At 54.0% G+C, this 16,901-nt stretch carries 14 protein-coding genes and 1 pseudogene; 9 read left to right on the top strand and 6 right to left on the bottom strand.

Going from position 1 to position 16,901, the window contains the following annotated elements; translation table 11 throughout:
• Positions 1-7 precede the first annotated feature (7 nt).
• On the top strand, positions 8-916 hold the full coding sequence (gene miaA, locus WJU16_RS04335) for a tRNA (adenosine(37)-N6)-dimethylallyltransferase MiaA (RefSeq protein ID WP_341837097.1): 909 nt from the start codon (positions 8-10) through the stop codon (positions 914-916).
• A 210-nt stretch (positions 917-1,126) separates the two neighbouring features.
• Here miaA and WJU16_RS04330 read toward each other — a convergent pair whose 3' ends face one another.
• Both WJU16_RS04330 and WJU16_RS04325 read right to left on the bottom strand, forming a co-directional pair.
• Complete coding sequence (locus WJU16_RS04330; RefSeq protein WP_341837096.1) at positions 1,127-2,686, bottom strand: hypothetical protein; 1,560 nt, start codon at positions 2,684-2,686, stop codon at positions 1,127-1,129.
• A gap of 102 nt (positions 2,687-2,788) precedes the next feature.
• A complete protein-coding gene (locus WJU16_RS04325) occupies positions 2,789-3,805 on the bottom strand; it encodes a hypothetical protein (RefSeq protein WP_341837095.1) in 1,017 nt (338 codons plus the stop codon).
• Between the two features lie 321 nt (positions 3,806-4,126).
• Between WJU16_RS04325 and proS the strand changes: the two genes are divergently transcribed.
• The 4 genes and pseudogenes from proS (at position 4,127) to WJU16_RS04305 (ending at position 9,330) form a co-directional block, all read left to right on the top strand.
• A complete protein-coding gene (gene proS, locus WJU16_RS04320; RefSeq protein ID WP_341837094.1) occupies positions 4,127-5,602 on the top strand; it encodes a proline--tRNA ligase in 1,476 nt (491 codons plus the stop codon).
• A 762-nt stretch (positions 5,603-6,364) separates the two neighbouring features.
• Positions 6,365-6,526 (top strand): annotated as a pseudogene (locus tag WJU16_RS26010) (hypothetical protein); the annotation flags it as partial.
• Positions 6,527-6,562: 36 nt separating this feature from the next.
• Positions 6,563-8,572, top strand: coding sequence for a histidine kinase (locus WJU16_RS04310; RefSeq protein ID WP_404980283.1), 2,010 nt, complete (start codon positions 6,563-6,565; stop codon positions 8,570-8,572).
• Positions 8,569-9,330, top strand: a complete 762-nt coding sequence (locus WJU16_RS04305; RefSeq protein ID WP_074237512.1) for a LytTR family DNA-binding domain-containing protein — start codon at positions 8,569-8,571, stop codon at positions 9,328-9,330. Before WJU16_RS04310 ends, WJU16_RS04305 begins: the two co-directional genes overlap by 4 nt.
• 387 nt (positions 9,331-9,717) lie before the next feature.
• Here WJU16_RS04305 and WJU16_RS04300 read toward each other — a convergent pair whose 3' ends face one another.
• Together WJU16_RS04300 and WJU16_RS04295 are read right to left on the bottom strand one after the other, a co-directional pair.
• Positions 9,718-11,247 (bottom strand): trypsin-like peptidase domain-containing protein, encoded by a 1,530-nt coding sequence (locus tag WJU16_RS04300; RefSeq protein WP_341837092.1) that lies wholly within the window; start codon positions 11,245-11,247, stop codon positions 9,718-9,720.
• Positions 11,248-11,507: 260 nt separating this feature from the next.
• A complete protein-coding gene (locus tag WJU16_RS04295) occupies positions 11,508-12,521 on the bottom strand; it encodes an acyl-CoA reductase (RefSeq protein WP_341837091.1) in 1,014 nt (337 codons plus the stop codon).
• Positions 12,522-12,612: 91 nt separating this feature from the next.
• Here WJU16_RS04295 and WJU16_RS04290 point away from each other — a divergent pair, with 91 nt between their 5' ends.
• The 4 genes from WJU16_RS04290 to WJU16_RS04275 all read left to right on the top strand — a co-directional run bounded on the left by WJU16_RS04290 (position 12,613) and on the right by WJU16_RS04275 (position 15,233).
• Complete coding sequence (locus WJU16_RS04290) at positions 12,613-12,960, top strand: 4Fe-4S dicluster domain-containing protein (protein ID WP_341837090.1); 348 nt, start codon at positions 12,613-12,615, stop codon at positions 12,958-12,960.
• Positions 12,961-13,054: 94 nt separating this feature from the next.
• On the top strand, positions 13,055-14,053 hold the full coding sequence (locus tag WJU16_RS04285; protein WP_341837089.1) for a D-alanine--D-alanine ligase: 999 nt from the start codon (positions 13,055-13,057) through the stop codon (positions 14,051-14,053).
• Between the two features lie 15 nt (positions 14,054-14,068).
• Complete coding sequence (locus WJU16_RS04280; protein ID WP_341837088.1) at positions 14,069-14,899, top strand: PASTA domain-containing protein; 831 nt, start codon at positions 14,069-14,071, stop codon at positions 14,897-14,899.
• 25 nt (positions 14,900-14,924) lie between these two features.
• The gene (locus WJU16_RS04275; RefSeq protein ID WP_341837087.1) at positions 14,925-15,233 is read left to right on the top strand and encodes a rhodanese-like domain-containing protein; all 309 of its coding nucleotides are present in this window, start codon (positions 14,925-14,927) and stop codon (positions 15,231-15,233) included.
• A 64-nt stretch (positions 15,234-15,297) separates the two neighbouring features.
• On the opposite strand, the gene WJU16_RS04270 is transcribed toward WJU16_RS04275, so the two are convergent.
• Both WJU16_RS04270 and WJU16_RS04265 read right to left on the bottom strand, forming a co-directional pair.
• Positions 15,298-15,690: a RidA family protein gene (locus WJU16_RS04270; protein WP_341837086.1), complete on the bottom strand. Its 393-nt coding sequence runs from the start codon at positions 15,688-15,690 to the stop codon at positions 15,298-15,300.
• A 10-nt stretch (positions 15,691-15,700) separates the two neighbouring features.
• Entirely contained in the window at positions 15,701-16,894 is a 1,194-nt protein-coding gene (locus tag WJU16_RS04265; protein WP_341837085.1) for a hypothetical protein, read from the bottom strand.
• Between the last annotated feature and the right edge of the window lie 7 nt (positions 16,895-16,901).

The following is a 16,901-nucleotide window of genomic DNA, read 5'->3' as shown; positions in this document are numbered from 1 at the left end:
TTACCATATGAATAAGACGGTCATCCTGGTTGCCGGGCCTACTGCTGTAGGCAAAACGGCCGCAGCCATCCGCATTGCGCGCATGCTGGGGACTGATATTATTTCTGCTGATTCCCGGCAATGTTACCGGGAAATCTCCATCGGAACGGCCAAGCCTTCCGCAGCGGAGCTGGCTTCCGCCCGCCATTACTTCATCGATTCCCATTCCATTGCGTCGGAAGTGAATGCGGCCATGTACGAAGAGCTGGCGATGGGATACGCTGCCGATATATTTTCCCGAAACGATACGCTGGTGCTCACCGGCGGAACAGGCCTGTATATCAAGGCATTTCTCGAAGGGATGGATGAAATGCCGCCCGTTCCCGCAACCGTCCGGGAAGCGGTGCGCACCGGTTATGCGGAGCATGGCCTTACCTGGTTGCAGGAGCAGCTCAGGGAGAAAGATCCCGTCTTCTACGCCACCGCCGAAACCCAGAATCCCCACCGCCTTATCCGCGCACTTGAGATATTCGAAGCCACTGGTCAATCCATCGCCGCTTTCCGCTCCCAAACCGCCCGCCAGCGCGATTTCCGCGTGATCAAAACCGGCCTTGAACTGCCGAAGGAATTGCTCCACGCCAACATCCACACCCGTGTGGACCAGATGATGGCGCAGGGGCTCGTGGAAGAAGTGCGAAATATGCTTCCCTGGCGGCAGCACAATGCGTTGCAAACCGTTGGCTACACCGAAATCTTCCAATTCCTCGACGGTTCCTCCACCCTCGCATCCGCCGTAGACGGCATCAAAACCCACACCCGCCAGTACGCGAAGCGCCAGCTCACCTGGTTCCGCCGCGATCCGGAACTCCGCTGGTTCGACGCACGCTCGCCCGAAGCGCTGGAGCAGTATGTCCGGGAGAGACTTGCGGACGGTTAATACGAGAACATGCCTTGTTCCGAATACCCACATCGGGCTGTGCAGTCATCGTTTTACTCTGATTCAACGTCCAGACATTTCCGTTCTGTAGCAACCCTGGTAACTGAATATTCGTACGGCAGTTTGTTGGCCAGTCGATCCGGGGAAATGCGTGCATAAAAAAAGGAAGCACTTACGTACTTCCCCTTTTTGTATCTGGAATTTATATTATTAGAATTTGAAACCTACTGTCAGCACGATGTTGCCGCCGGAGAGGGAGCCGTTTGCAACAGGCGCTGCATATTGGCTTTCGTTCAGCACATATGGATTGTAAGTCGTTTTGCTGTTCAGTGTATGCACGTAGGTGAGGTCGCTGAAGAAACCCCTGTTGCGGTAACCTAGGCCGCCGCTCACGCGCTTGATGCTGCCGTCTACATCGCTGAAATCGCTGCTGTACGGGTTGCCGTAGTAGCTAAAGCCAGCGCGAACCGCCAGTACATTGAATTTCAGCTCACCGCCCAGACGAACGTTTACCGCGCCGGTGTAGGCGTTTTCAATCACACGGTTGCGGGCGTCAGCCGCTGCGCGGTCTTCCGCGGCGCCTTTGTTGAACCGGTATTTAGTGCTGGCATAGTCCACATATTCCACATCGGCGGTGATGAAACCGTGCTGTTGTTTTACGTCGGCATTGGTGCCGAAGATGTAAGACACGCTGCCGCCTGCACGCCAGGGCGTTTTCAGGGTGTAGTCATATTCCAGCGGGAAGCCGTCGGTGAGGTCTTCAGTCCGTTGGAAATGGGTACCCATTCCTTCCACCCTTGCATCTACCCGGGCAGTCATCGCGTCGTGCATGCTGAACCACGTGGGCGTGTGGAAGTTGGCGCCGATGCGGAGAGAGGGCATGGGTGAGTAGATGAGCCCGAGTTTGGCATTAAAGCCGTTTGCGTCGGTGGACAAGGATTCTGAATACTTCATGGATTCAAAATCGTTGTCGGTATCGTTGCTCTGGTCTTTCTCTGTAAAGGAACGTTCACGCTCGTAATCGATACGGGGGAAGTTCAGGGAAAGGCCGAAGTAGAACTGTTCGTTGTAGTTTCCTGCGAAACCCAGGGAAAATTCGTTGATACCGCCGCGTTCCTTGATCTCGTCCATTTGGCCGATGCCGCCCGGATTGGTCGGGTTTACGACGGTGTAATATCTTTCTACGCCATTGTTGTTGTCGGCATCGTAGTCCAGCACGTAAGTATTCAGCCCCAGGCTGGCGCCGTCCACGAAATTGCCTGTGGCGTCGTTAAAGGGGACGGGGTTGCCGCCCGGTTGGAGTTGTTCCACCCAGCGGTCGGTGAAGCTGGTGAGGGTGTTGGTGCCGCTCATGTAGCTGCGGTTATTGAAATCCGCGGTACGGGCGTAATCGATGGCGACGGCGAAATTCCTGAATTTGCTGCCGGAGGAGCGGTTGGGAATGCCGAAAACCACGCCGATGTTGCCGAGGCTGGCGCCGCTTTTGCTGTCGGTGCCCTTATTGCCGAGAAAATCGAATTCCGTGTTTTTAAAGTAGAATCCGGGAGTGATGTTGGCTTCGCTGGTTTTGAAAAAGCCGAGACCGGCCGGGTTGATATGGGTTGCCGAGATATCGCCGCCGAGGGACCCGGCTGCGCCGCCGATGGCTTGCGTGCGGGCGGTACCGCCGTAGAGGAGGCGGCTGTAACGTAGTGCGTCGTGCTCGTCCTGCGCCATGGCTGTGGCGGATACACCAAGGGCTATCAAAAGAAATGCTGTTCTTTTATTCATCGTGTAAGTGCTGGTGAACAAATTTGTGCTGGGATAAAAACACGAATTACCAGCCGGTCACCTTTCCTGGGGATCCCTTACTGGTAATTCGCGTTGTTTGTATTAACGGCCGCGCGGACGATAAGTCCTGGAAGGCGCGGGTGAACTGCTAGGGCTGCTTGACGGAGTGTAGCTCCGTTGCGGTGCGCTGCGTTCGGGCGTATACGAAGGCTGAGACTGCTGGCGTTGTGGTGCGCTGTTGCTCCGGTCGTAGCTACGTTGGAAATCCCTGCTGGAACGTTGCTGGCGCTGCGGTTGTGAAGGCTGTGTGGCCGGTCGCTCGCCGGGGGCGCGGTCGAAGGTTCTGCGGGTAGAGGACCCCTGGCGGTCGACGTTCACCGGGCGGCCGGAGTTGCTGTCGAAGGTTCTGCGAGGGGCGGAGCCGTTGGAATTCGGACGGAAACCGTTGGTGTGGGTACCGCTGTTGTATACGCGGGTGCCGCTCGAGCCGCGCGGGCCCCAGGAATTGGAAGGCCGCGGTTTCACGTAGTAGCCGCCATGGCCGCCATACCAGGGATAACCCCCGCCGTACCAGCCATGACCCCAGCCGCCGCCGTACCATCCGTTGCCATACCAGCCGTGTCCCCAGCCGCCGCCATACATGCCGCCATACCAGGGATTGCCATACCAGCCGCCGAAGCTGCCCCAGGGGCGGCCCCAGCCGAAGCCGATGCTGATCGACGGGCCGTACCAGGAATTCCACCCGAAACGGTTCCAGCTGTTATAACCGTAAAAGTTATTCATATACATGCTGCTGCCGAAATCGTCAAAGTAATAGCCATCCCAGTAGCTTCCGGAATAACCACGGCTGAAACGGTCGATGCGGCGGGCGTAATCATAGCGCTCCTCATCCTCATCGGCATATGTCACATAATTGTCGCCATCTTCCTCGTCGAAAGTTTCTTCCACTTCCTGCGAACGCGCGGCCTGTGTGGCACGCTGATTGCCGGAAGCATAGACATTCTGCTGGCGAACCGGAGAGTGATACACGTCGTCCGGCGTCTGGGCGGTCTGATAAGCGGTGGAACAGCTGCCAAAAACTAGCAGGGCCGCTACCGCACTATATATCATAGGTCTCATTCTGCTGTTATTTTATGAACAATGTAAATTTACTCAATTTAAACGAATTTTATCGTTGAGAGGTTACACGCACCAGCCGTTTTATTATCTTCGCACACCCGGGATCCGGTTTGGCATTTTCTGCGAGGTCTGTGGCGTTTCCGTATTATTAATAGAACAAATATTACGCCAGTTTATTGTGCAAACAGGCCCGTTTTCAACCCTTTTGGGGCGAATGGCAACCCGGCAGGACAAACGGCGGTTCGCTTAAGGCAAACGACTGATCATCAAGGTGTTCCTATCAAATCTTTCCGGGGGAAACGGAAAAAGAAAAAATATAATATGAGTAAAGAGATTACTGCCCGATCACAGGATTACGCGCAATGGTACAACGACCTCGTGCTGAAAGGCGGACTGGCCGACTACTCCGCCGTTCGCGGATGCATGGTTATCAAGCCCTACGGTTTCGCCCTTTGGGAGAACATGCGCGACGAGCTCGACCGTAAATTCAAGGAAACCGGTCACCAGAACGCCTATTTCCCGCTTTTCATCCCCAAATCCTTCCTTAGCAAGGAAGCCGACCACGTGGAAGGCTTCGCCAAGGAATGTGCCGTGGTGACCCACTACCGCCTGAAAAACGACCCGGAAAACGGCGGCGTGGTGGTAGACCCCGAAGCCAAACTCGAAGAAGAGCTGATCGTGCGCCCCACTTCCGAAACCATCATCTGGAATACGTATAAAGATTGGATCCAGTCGTACCGCGACCTGCCCATCCTGGTGAACCAGTGGGCCAACGTCGTGCGCTGGGAAATGCGTACCCGCCTTTTCCTCCGCACCGCAGAATTCCTCTGGCAGGAAGGGCACACCGCCCACGCCACCGCCGAAGAAGCCGTAGCCGAAACCGTGCAGATGCTGGATGTGTACGCCGATTTCGTGCAGAATTTCATGGCCGTACCCGTCATAAAAGGCGTGAAATCCCCCTCCGAGCGCTTCGCCGGCGCCGTAGACACCTATTGCATTGAAGCGCTCATGCAGGATGGTAAAGCTCTCCAGGCCGGCACCTCCCATTTCCTCGGCCAGAACTTCGCCAAAGCGTTCGACGTGCAGTTCTCCAACAAGGAAAACAAACTCGAATACGTGTGGGCTACCTCCTGGGGCGTTTCCACCCGGCTCGTGGGCGCCCTCGTTATGGCGCACAGCGACGACGACGGCCTCATCCTTCCTCCCCGCATCGCCCCCCTCCAGGTCGTAATCGTGCCCATCTACAAAGGCAACGACCAAAAGGCCGGGATCGACGCGAAAGTGGAAGGCATCGTTAAAGAACTGAAAGCCCTCGGCATCCGCGTGAAATACGACGACAATGATAACAGCCGCCCAGGATGGAAATTCGCGGAGTACGAAATGAAAGGCGTACCCGTTCGCATTGCCATCGGCGCCCGCGACATCGAAAACAACGTAGCCGAAATCGCACGCCGGGATACGAAGACCAAATCTTCCCAATCCCTCGACGGCATCGCTCAATACATCCAAAATCTCCTCGAAGAGATCCAGAACGGCATGTTCCAGAAAGCATTGGATTACAGGGATTCCCATATCACCAAAGCCGACAGCTGGGACGAGTTCGAAAAACTCCTCGACGAGAAAGGCGGGTTTATTTCCGCTCACTGGGATGGTAGCGCTGAAACAGAAGCAGCGATCAAGGAGCGCACCAAAGCCACCATCCGCTGTATTCCGCTGAACAACCCACAGGAAGCAGGCGCCTGCATCCTCACAGGGAAGCCCTCCAAAGAAAGAGTGCTGTTCGCAAGAGCTTATTAATCAAGGAAAAAGCCGTTATTTGCCGTTGATGCAAGCCATCCGTTACATAATATTGCTGCTGGCCTGCCTCGCCGGGCCCCTCACCGGGTTCGCGCAGGGCCTGGTGATCCGCAATTATAATGTAAAGGATGGCCTTGCCAACGCAACGGTGTACAGCGCCGTACAGGATCTCGAAGGATTCATCTGGTTTGCCACACCCACCGGCGTCAGCAAATTCGACGGGAAAAGATTTCGGAATTACACGAAAAAAGACGGCCTCACCGACAACGACGTTGTAAAGCTCGCCGCCGACTCCCGCGGCCGCGTCTGGTTCTTCACCAGCAACGGCAAACTGTCGTTTTACCAAAACCATATCGTCCACAACGAAGATTCCGATTCCACCCTGCGTTACAACAGCCGCAGCCATTACATACAGTACGCCTTCGAGGACAAGGCCCGCATCACCTGGTTCCTCAACTCCGCCGGCCGCATCATCCAGTACAACGGCCGTAAAACGACGTACGACAAGCTGGGCTCCAGTTCTATGGACGTGATGAGCCTCCTCAGCAAAGACTCCGTCTTTCACCCCCTGCAACGTTATTTCAACCTGCCCGGCGTGAAAGACAGCAACAACGTTCTCCAGAAAATTTTCATCGCCGCGCCCTATTCCCTGGGCAACCAGCGGTTTTCCGAACGCATCCGCAACAACCCGGTCGTCATCACCGGTAACATCCTGTATTCCTACACCCCGCAAGACATTATGCCTTTCTTCTCCGGTCCCGACTGGGGCATCCGGGAAGAAATCAGCAGCGTGAGCATCGACGGCGAAAACCTCTGGATCGGTACGCCACGCTCCCTTTATCTCATCCGCGATTTTTTCAGGGGGAGAAGAAGATCAGCAAACTGCTCAACAACCACTTCATTACTTCTATCCTGCACGACCGCGACGGCAATACCTGGATCACCACTTTCGGTGACGGCGTGTATCATATCCCGTTCAAGCATTTCTATTTCGCTTACCTCGACAATACGAACGGTTTGTATTCCCATTCGGTGTACAGCGTGTTTAAGGACAAGCGCAACGGCCTGTTGTACATCGGCGAGAATGCGGGCATGTTGAACGTGATGACGCCCGGCGGAAGCATTCGCCGGTTCGAACTGGATTCAACCGGCGGCCGCAACAGCGTGCTCGGCATCATGGCCCAGCCGGGAACCAGCGAGCTGCTTGTGGCAACGGACAATGCCATATTCAATTATTCGCCTGGCGGCCCCGCGCCCAAACCGGTATTGCGGATGCGCAATATCAAAGACATGGATTTCACGCCGGATGGCAAACTGCGTGTAGCCAGCCGCAACCGCCTCGCTTTTGGCTCCACGGCCGACGCCCGGATGCTCGATCTTTCGGCGCTGGAAACCCAGATCAATTCCATCGCCTGTGTAACCGATAGTACCTATTACCTGGGCACCGGATCGGGGCTATTTTTCGGTGCCAACGGCGGTTTTCCCGTGCCGGTGCAGGACGATCCGCGGCTCAGCCAGAGCATCAAGGACCTGGTATGGATCAACGGTTATTTATGGGTGGGCACCAGCGACCAGGGGATTTTTGTATTGAAAGATGATCAGGTAGTGCGCCATTTCCGGACGGCAGACCACCTGGTGAGCGATATCTGCCAGCAGCTGTATTATGACGGGAATGGAAGGTTGTATGTGGCTACCAATAAAGGTTTGTCGATCATTGATACCCGGACCCGCACGCTGCTGCGCAATCTTACCTCGAACGACGGGCTGATGAGCGACGACATCCGTGGAATTTCCCATGCGGGGGATACCCTGTACGTGGCCACGTCGAATGGATTGTGTTATTTCTCGCGGGATCATATTCCGGTAGATACGGTGCCGCCTACCGTTTACCTGAACGCGATCCGGTACGGCGACAGCTCCTGGATACCCGGGCAATACTTCCAGCACCTGTATGAATGGAAGAGCACCTTCGAAGTGGAATTTGGCGCCATTGCCTTTGATTTACCGGATTTGGTTGAATATCAATATAATTTCTCGAACGACACTTCCGCCGGCTGGGTGACTACCATGAGCAATATTGTGCCGTATCCCAGGTTGCAACCGGGCGACTATACGTTGCTGATCAGGGCGCGGAAATACAAAAGCGGCTGGAGCAAGCCCGTGGTATTGCGGATTTCCATATTGCCGCGCTGGTACCAGGAGTGGTGGGCGAGGGGAATTCTCGTTTTGCTGGGGATCATGGCCATTTTATTGGTGCTGCGGTATATAGTAGCGCGCATCAGGGGAGGGGAGCGGCGGAAGACGGAGTATAACCGTCGTATAGCCGAGCTGGAGGCCAAGGCATTGACAAATCAAATGAACCCGCATTTCATCTTCAACTCCCTGAATTCGGTGCAGCATTTAATCCTGGAGAAGGAAGAGAAGCAGGCGCTGAACTTTTTGGCGGATTTTGCCACGCTCATGCGGCAGATGCTGAACAACTCGCGGAAATCGTATATATCGCTGGAAGACGAGATTGCGTTCCTGACGCGGTACATCGAGCTGGAGAAGATCCGCTTCGCCAATTCTTTCGAATATAAATTTGACATGAGCCAGGAGCTGAAGGAGTATACCATTTATATTCCGCCGATGCTGATCCAGCCGATCCTGGAAAACGCGATCAAACACGGGCTGGCGCCGAAGAACGGGAGCGGGCACCTGCTGGTGCGGCTGGAGCTGCACGGCGACCTGCTGTATTGCGCTGTGGACGATGATGGCATCGGTTGGGAGCATGCGAACAGCATTAAGACCGGAAAGCTGACCAAGCATGAATCCACGGCCTTGAGTGTGATCCGGGAAAGATTGCAGATCATCAAATCTTTTAATGGAAGCGTTGGAAAGTTGGAAATAATTGATAAATTTAACTCTGGATTCGGCAACAAGGCAGGTACCTTGGTCGAAATCCTCATTCCCATTGTAAAGATGTTATGAGTATAATTAAAGCTGCCATTGTAGACGACGAGGTCCGCAACATTCATATCCTACGTAATATTCTGGAAAATTATTGCAAGGATGTTAAAGTTATTGGCGAAGCACAAAATATCCATGAAGCCGCGGAGATGATCAAAAACAACCCCATCGACGTTCTCTTCCTGGATATTGAAATGCCCCCTCATAACGGTTTTCAGCTGCTGGAAATGTTCCCTGTGCTCAACTTTGAGGTGATATTTATTACCGCCTTCCAGGAGTACGCGCTGCAAGCCATTAAGTTCGCCGCCCTCGACTATCTCCTCAAACCGATCAAGGTGAGTGAGGTGGAAGATGCGTTGGAGAAAGTGAAGCGCAGCAAGAAAGGCCGCCTGAACGAACTGGCGTCTATTCTCAAAGATTATGTAAAGAACAACGACAACGCATTTTCGAAGATCGTGATTCCCGTGAACGACGGGTACAACGTGATCGACCTGAAAGATATCATCTACTGCGAAGCTTTCGACAGCTATACGAAAATCCAGCTCATCAACAACGTCAGCCATCTTATATCCAAATCCCTCAAGGAATATGAAGAGATGCTGTCGGACAAGGGTTTTTACCGCGTTCATAAATCCTTCCTGATCAATATCCACCACATCGTTAAGATCATCAAGGGCCTCGGCACCGCAGTGATCATGAGCGATCAAAAGAATATCCCGATTTCTTCCCGCAAAAAAGACGAGTTCTTCACCCAGCTGAAGGGCGTTATCAACCTGTAAATCCCCTGTTTCCGGGCAATCCGGACAGGGCGATCCGATTTTTCACCGATATTTTATGCCCGTTGCCGAACCCGTTTCCAGCGTTTACCAAACCGCGTGGGATCATAATGGGTTATAGTCATACATTCGGTGTAGGGTTTTCATAGGATATATGGTCATGTTTGCAAGCATTTGCCAGCATGGCCATCAAAAAGCCCTCCGATTCCGGAGGGCTTTTTCTATTATATCTATCTGTCAATTAGTTATTAATAAATGTGTAATGTTTATACATTAAAAAATATTGATGGATAAAATATTGGCGGATAAAGGCATGAAAAAGCCCCCCGGAAACGGGGGGCTTTTAATCCTAACCTATAAAACCTATATGAAAACACGTAGAATAATATCTTAGAACGAGGCGCCTCCGGAGAGGTCCAGGTCGTAATAGTAAACGTTGGCGTAGCGGTCGCCCAGGTAGAAGCCTTCCAGGCGGGTGGCTTTTTTACCTTCCAGCGCGCGCTTCAGGTCGTCGGATGAGCGGATCGCCGCGGTTCCTGCCTTCAGGATAACGAATTCCCGCTTCATGTTCGTCTGTTTCTTAATCAGCCCGCTACCGATATTGGCCACCATCAACCCGCCTTCCACACCCAGCCGGTTCGACGCTTCCTTGTTCAGGGGCACGAGATCCGCACCCAGTTGATCCAGCACCGTCAGCTTCACGATATCGGTATTGCCTTCCAGGTTTTTAAGAATGGCGTTGGCCGTCTGCTCTTTATTATTGCGCAGGTAAGTCACTGTTACCTTATCACCGGGCTTATACCGGCTCAGTTGTTCCATCAGTTCTGGGATGGAAGTGGTGGATACGCCGTTGATCTTCGTTACCACGTCGCCTTCCTTAATACCCGCAGCCGCAGCCGCGCCGCCTTCCGGAACGCCCAGCACCTTGATGCCGGCCATATCGCGCGACATGCCAAGTTCTTTCAGGCGGTCATCAGACAATGCATTCGGGTCGTTGTATTCGATGCCCAGGTAGGCGCGTTGCACGTTCCCGAACTTCATAATATCGTTCACCACTTTCTTCACCAGGTTCACGGGGATGGCGTATGAATATCCCGCGTAAGCGCCCGTGGGCGAGGCGATGGCCGAGTTGATGCCGATCAGTTCACCGGCGGTATTGATCAGCGCGCCGCCCGAGTTGCCCTGATTTACAGGCGCATCCGTTTGTATGAACGACTCAATGGCGTTGCGGCTATTGCGCCGGTTGATCCCGATGCTGCGGCTCTTCGCGCTCACGATACCCGCCGTAACGGTGGTTTCGAGGTTGAGCGGATACCCCACCGCCAGCACCCAGTGGCCCACCTGCACCTCATCAGAATTGCCATAGAGCAGATAGGGAAGGCCCGAAGTTGCTATTTTAATAACGGCCAGGTCGGTACTGGGGTCGGTCCCCACGACTTTTGCCGTAAATGTCTTGTTGTTGCTCAGGGTTACGGAGATTTCATCCGCATCGTCCACCACGTGGTTATTGGTAACGATATACCCGTCGTCCGAGATCAGCACGCCCGACCCGGAGGCCATTTGTGGCGGTGTATAATACTGCCGGCGGTTATCCTCGAACTGTTCCCCGAAGAATTCTTCCAGCAGGCTGCGCCGCTTTTGCAGGTTGTTGCCAAGTTGCCGGGGATTGATCTTCGTTTTAATATGTACAACGCCCGGTGTACCGATCCGCGCCGCCGCCGTGAAATCCGTTGGCGGTGTGAGGCTGTTGCTGCCGGCGGAACCGGGCATGTAATTCACGTAATTGGCCGGCACACTGTCCGACCCGTTCTGGTACAGTCCCATACCCTTCGGCTGGAAATACTTGCTGTACACATAAATACTTGCAATGGCAGTAGCCGCGCTAATCAGGACGGTGCCTGCGACATGCGAAAACTTCATACAGGTACTGGTTTTAAGGGTTATAATTTCTGAAAAATGCTACGGCTGTACCAGATCAATTTACATGCCCTCTTTCTGCAAAAATAACGGCTGAAGGAGGTTGAATGTTATAACATACAAGTATTTAACAGTTTTTTAGGTCAAACGTTAAAACCCTCCTTATATTAAACGATACAGGCACTGCCAGCAGTATAGCAGTGCCTGTCAAAATAACAATAAGATGTGACAATTTGTTAACCGCTCATGTAAGCGCGGAGCGGTCAGAGCGCGGCGAAAAATGCGGGCGTATCTACGCCGTCGGCATAATCGGAGAGGCGGGGCGCCTGCGCCTGACCGAACGGTATACGATCGGCTGCCACAATGCATTGCAGATCGGGGTTTCCGGCAAGTTGCTCCTCCAGCTCCGCGCGGTTGCGGTATACGCTGTAATGAAGCACGCTCAGGGGAGAGAATACCGACTCGTTTTCATGCAGCAACAGGTTGTCGTTCGTTTGGAACTTCGCGCTGTTGAGCATAAGCAATGCCAGGTTATAATCGTAATTGTTCTTGTACTTGTGGTTGTCCATGAGCCAGTCGAATTTTTTGAAGGCGGTCATGAGGGCTTCGAAATCATATCCTTCCGGCACGTACACTTTGGTAACGTTACGGCAGCCCAGACCGAAGTACAGCAGCGCGTCGGATGCGAGGGCCTCCAGGTCGGCGAGCGTTTCGGAACCGGTGAGCACCGCCACGGAAGTGCGGTTGCGGCGGATGATATGTGGGTATTTTGAGAAGTAATATTCAAAATATCGGGCGGAATTGTTGCTGCCCGTGGCGATGTAAGCGTCGCAGTCTTTGAGCACATCCCGGATTTCCGTGATTTCGCCGGCTTGGGGCGACCATTCCGCGATTTTTCCGATCAGGTGGGGGAGCAGCACATCATCTTTCGACGACAATTTCAGTTTGATGCGGTGCCCCGAAAGGAAGCCTGTCAACCAGTCATGAAAGCCGACGAGCGGAATATTACCCGCCGCCACGATGCCCACATTTTTGGGGGAAGCCAGTTCCCCGAACCCCGGATATTGCGCTACCCACGCTTCCAGCAGGGGGCGTCTCAGAAAATTATCTGCGATCTGTTGGATCGAAAGATCCACAAATTCGGGGATAAACCACCCGTTTTGATGGAAAGCCTTTTGTTTGGCCAAACGGAGCTGCTCGCGCTCTTCTTCCGTACCCTGTCCGTTCAGATATGCCCCCAGGCGCTCCAAGAGGGTGATTTTATTAGTTACATTCATCTCCGGGAAAATAAATTGAGTATTTGAATTGAAGATATTTTATTTTTGGAGCAAAATTAATGGCTTACATCCTAAACAAAAAGTTTACAATATGGCAATTAAGATAACGGATGAATGTATCAACTGCGGAGCTTGTGAACCCGAATGCCCGAATAATGCGATTTACGAAGGCGGCGTAGAGTGGGCGCTGTCCGACGGAACCACCGTAAAAGGAAGCTATGTAATGATGGACGGCTCCGAAATGGACGCCGATCAGCGGAATGCCCCCATTGCCGTAGATACGTATTATATCGTTCCCAACAAATGCACCGAGTGCCAGGGTTTCCACGAAGAGCCTCAATGCGCCGCCGTTTGCCCGGTGGATTGCTGCGTGCCCGACGAAATGTACCAGGAAACCGTAGACGAGCTCATGGCCAAGAAAGCCAAGCTGCACGTCTGATTTTCCCGCCAAACGATATTATTCAACGAATAATCACGGAAAAAGGAAGTACCAGCGCAGGTTGGGGCTTCCTTTTTTGTTATTTTGCCGAACTATGAAGAAAAACATCGCCCTCGTTGCGGGCGGCTATTCCGGGGAATATGTCATCTCCGTACAAAGCGCCGCCGTTATTGAACGCAACATCGACCCCGCGCTTTACAACGTATATAAAATTATTATCACCCGCGAAGGGTGGACGTATACCACGCCCAACGGCACCGCCGTGGATGTAGACAAAAACGACTTCTCCCTGCACACCGCCGATGGCCATATCCGGTTCGACGCCGTTTTTATCGGCATCCATGGTACGCCCGGGGAAGACGGCCGCCTGCAAGGCTACTTCGAAATGCTGGGCATCCCCTACACCAGCTGCGGCATGGTCACTTCCGCGCTGACTTTCAACAAAAGCTACTGCAATAAAGTGGTGGCTGCGCTCGGTGTGGTGCGGGTCAGCAAATCCTATCACATTTTCCGCGACCAGCGTTATTTCCCCCAAGCCATCCTCAGCTACCTGCGCCTGCCCGTGTTCGTGAAACCGGCAGAAGGCGGCAGCAGTATTGGGATGAGCAAGGTGAATCATGCGGAAGACCTGGAAGCAGCCATTCAAAAGGCGTTCAAGGAAGACAGCCAGGTCCTCATCGAAGAATTCGTCAAAGGCACGGAAGTGACCTGCGGCGTATTCCGCTCCCAGGGCGAACTGAATGTGCTCCCGCTCACGGAGATCCGCTCCACCAAAGAATTCTTCGATTACGAAGCCAAATACACCCCCGGCATTACAACCGAAGTGACGCCGGCCGAAATTCCCGAAGAAGCAGCCGCGCATATCCGCGATGTGGCCCAGGAACTGTATAACCGCCTCAACTGCAAAGGGATCGTGCGGGCCGATTTTATCCTGGAAGAAGGCACCAACGACGTCTATTTCCTGGAAGTCAACACCATGCCCGGCCAAAGCGAAAACAGCCTCGTACCCCAGCAGGTACGCGCTGCGGGCAAGACTTTACGCGACTTTTACGGCATACTTATTGAAGAGTGCCTTGCTGCTGTTAATAAATAAGCATACTTTGCTAATATGAAAATGTTCGATAATATAACAAAGCGCTCCTTCGGCTTCAATCTGTTGGTGATAGGCGGGCTGATCATCCTCATGGGGATCATCTTCTTCCTGTCGCTTGGGTTTCTGACGCGCCACGGTGAGGAAGTGACGGTGCCTGATGTAAGAGGTAAAAGCATTGAAGACGCTACTTCTACCCTGGAAGCCCTGGGCTTCGACGTGGAAGTGCGCGACTCCATATATATTGATACCATGCGCGCCCTGCTTGTATATGAGCAGACTCCCGAGCGCGGGGATGTCGTGAAAAGCCACCGCACGATCTTCCTCACAGTCAACAAACTGGTGCCGCCGATGGTGCCCATGCCTGATCTCGAAGGCCTGACCTACCGCAGCGCCGAAATGACGCTTCGCGCCCGCAGGCTCAACATCGGCGATACCATCTACAAACCCGATTTCGCGACCAACACCGTGCTCGAACAGCGCCTCCATGGCAAACCCATCAAGCCCGGCACCGAAATCCCCGAAGGCAGCAACATCACTTTGGTACTTTCCAGCGGTACCGGCAGCATGGAAAATCCAGTGCCCGAAACCGTGGGCATGACCTACCTGGAAGCCCGTGAAGTACTCGCCGCCAGCAATCTCAACATCGGCACCGTGCTGATCGACGGCGGCGTGGCAGACACCCTCGGCGCTTTCGTATACCGCCAGTCGCCCCCGCGGCGCAACGGCCTGGGCGAACTCAATATGATCCGCGCCGGCGAAAGCATCGACCTGTGGCTTTCCGCCACCAAACCTGTGACGGACTCGCTGGGTACGCCTCCTCCTCCGCCGCCCGCATCGGAATATTAATATTAACTTTGAAAAAAAACCGACAATGGAAAATATTACCGTAGAAGACCTGAAAAAACGTATCGACAGCGGCGAACAGCTGAACCTGGTGGATGTGCGCGAACCGCATGAAAACGCCGAATTCAATATCGGCGGTACCCTCGTTCCCCTCGGCGATATCCGTTCCATGGAGATCGGAGCAATTGAAGGGCTGAAAGACGAAGAAGTGATCGTGTATTGCCGCAGTGGCAACCGCAGCGGTCAGGCAGCCATGGTGCTGGAAACGATGGGCTTCTCCAACGTGAAGAACCTCGCAGGCGGAATGCTGAAATGGCAGGAAACTTTCGGGGCGTAAACTTTTTAAGGCACATGCCTTTAAGCCGGATGCATCCGCATCCGGCTTTTTTATGACCTGAAAATCAACTCTGTACCGGAACGATGGCCGTAGCCTCAATTTCTACCATCAGGTCGGGGTGGATGAGCGCGCTTACTTCCACCATGGTGGTAACTGGCCGAATGCCGCCGAAAAACTCCCCGTGCGCGCGGCCTACTTCCTCCCATTTGGAAATATCGGTAACGAACATACGCGTACGCACCACGTCGTGCAGCGTGGCGCCGGCTTTCACCAGCACCGCCTCGATCTTGGCGAGGGCGTGTTTGGCTTGCTCGTAAGGATCGCCCGCGCCCACGATCTTGTCGCCGTCGGCCGAAACCGTTCCCGAAACTTCCACCACATTGCCGATCCTGACCGCGCGGGAATAACCGACTTTGGATTCCCAAACGGCGCCTGAACTGATGTTGAGTCGTTGCATATCTTAGTTTTTAGTATTCAAAGAAGGAGCTGCTGCCACCCACCCAGTCCTGCGACTGGTTGTAACTCACCCCGATCATTTTGCCTTTGCTCAGCCTGGCGAGGTTTTGGGCGAGGATGGGAGCCGGGGCGTCGTCGGGCCAGCAATACATGAGCCGGATTTCACATTTGGCCGGACCGGTAGGCGTTTCCACCGCCTGGGCATACTCCACTTTTTCCTGCAAAATCCAGTTACCGGGGTCGCTGATCTTCGCCACATCTTCCGGCGTGGGGTCGATGATCACACCCTGGCCCGCGAAGGAGAAGAGGGGCTTCAGCACGAACTGGTCCAGCTGCTGCGGTAGCACGGGGATTTCGTCCAGGAACCAGGCGCGTGGCGCAAATGGACCGTGGATGTGGGGCAGGAGGTATTTGCTGATACGGTAATACCAGTTGGGATGTGGCGCCCATTCCACGTCGAAATCCTGGCGGAGATCAATCGGATTGCCCAGCTGCGGCCGCATATTTTCGAGGTCTTCGAAGATGACGCGGTTGTATATCCGGCTGACGGGCCGCTTCCTGCCCTGCCTTTCAAAATACAGCTGCCGGCCACTCTGTTTCAGTTCCGATACGCAAACCACCGGGATGCCGAGCATCTCTTCCGTACAGGCGAAATCAATCAACGTTTTTTGCTGCAATGGCAATACTTCCAGCAAAATGGTTTCTTCGGGCGGTTTACTCCCGACGATGGTGCGCCGGAGCAAATCACGATAAGAATGATCGTCCAGTCCTTTGCCCAGGTTCTCCAATCCCGAAGGTACGTTGGTATGCCGCCGGTATGCGGCAGCGAGCAGTTGCTGGAAGCCGAAAAGGCTCGGGAACCCCTGCAGCTCGATGAGTTTGGGGGTGAGGGAGCCATCGTTTGCACGGGTGACGGCAAAATCGATGATGATGAACTGCGGGCGGGCGTTTTCGCCAGGTACGTTGAATGTTTTCGGGATAGCCCCGGCCGTGAGGGTCTTGATATCGGGCCGCGTCACCACTTTCAGGATTTCATCGCCTGCTTCTAGCAACCGGTTGGTAAGTTCGCGTGGAATGAAAACGGGGGTTTCCGCTACGCGGAAGGCGGGCTCCACGCCTGAAATGCGGCCCAGTTCTTTCAGCAGGTCCTGGTACCTGGCTGGGGAGAACGACTGGTTGTATGCGTGGCGGATATCGGGGATCATGATATTA

Origin of the sequence: Chitinophaga pollutisoli (genome assembly GCF_038396755.1) — a bacterium.
Taxonomy (GTDB): domain Bacteria; phylum Bacteroidota; class Bacteroidia; order Chitinophagales; family Chitinophagaceae; genus Chitinophaga; species Chitinophaga pollutisoli.
The sequence above is the reverse complement of the archived record's forward strand: the minus strand, read 5'-3'. Positions and strand labels throughout refer to the sequence as shown.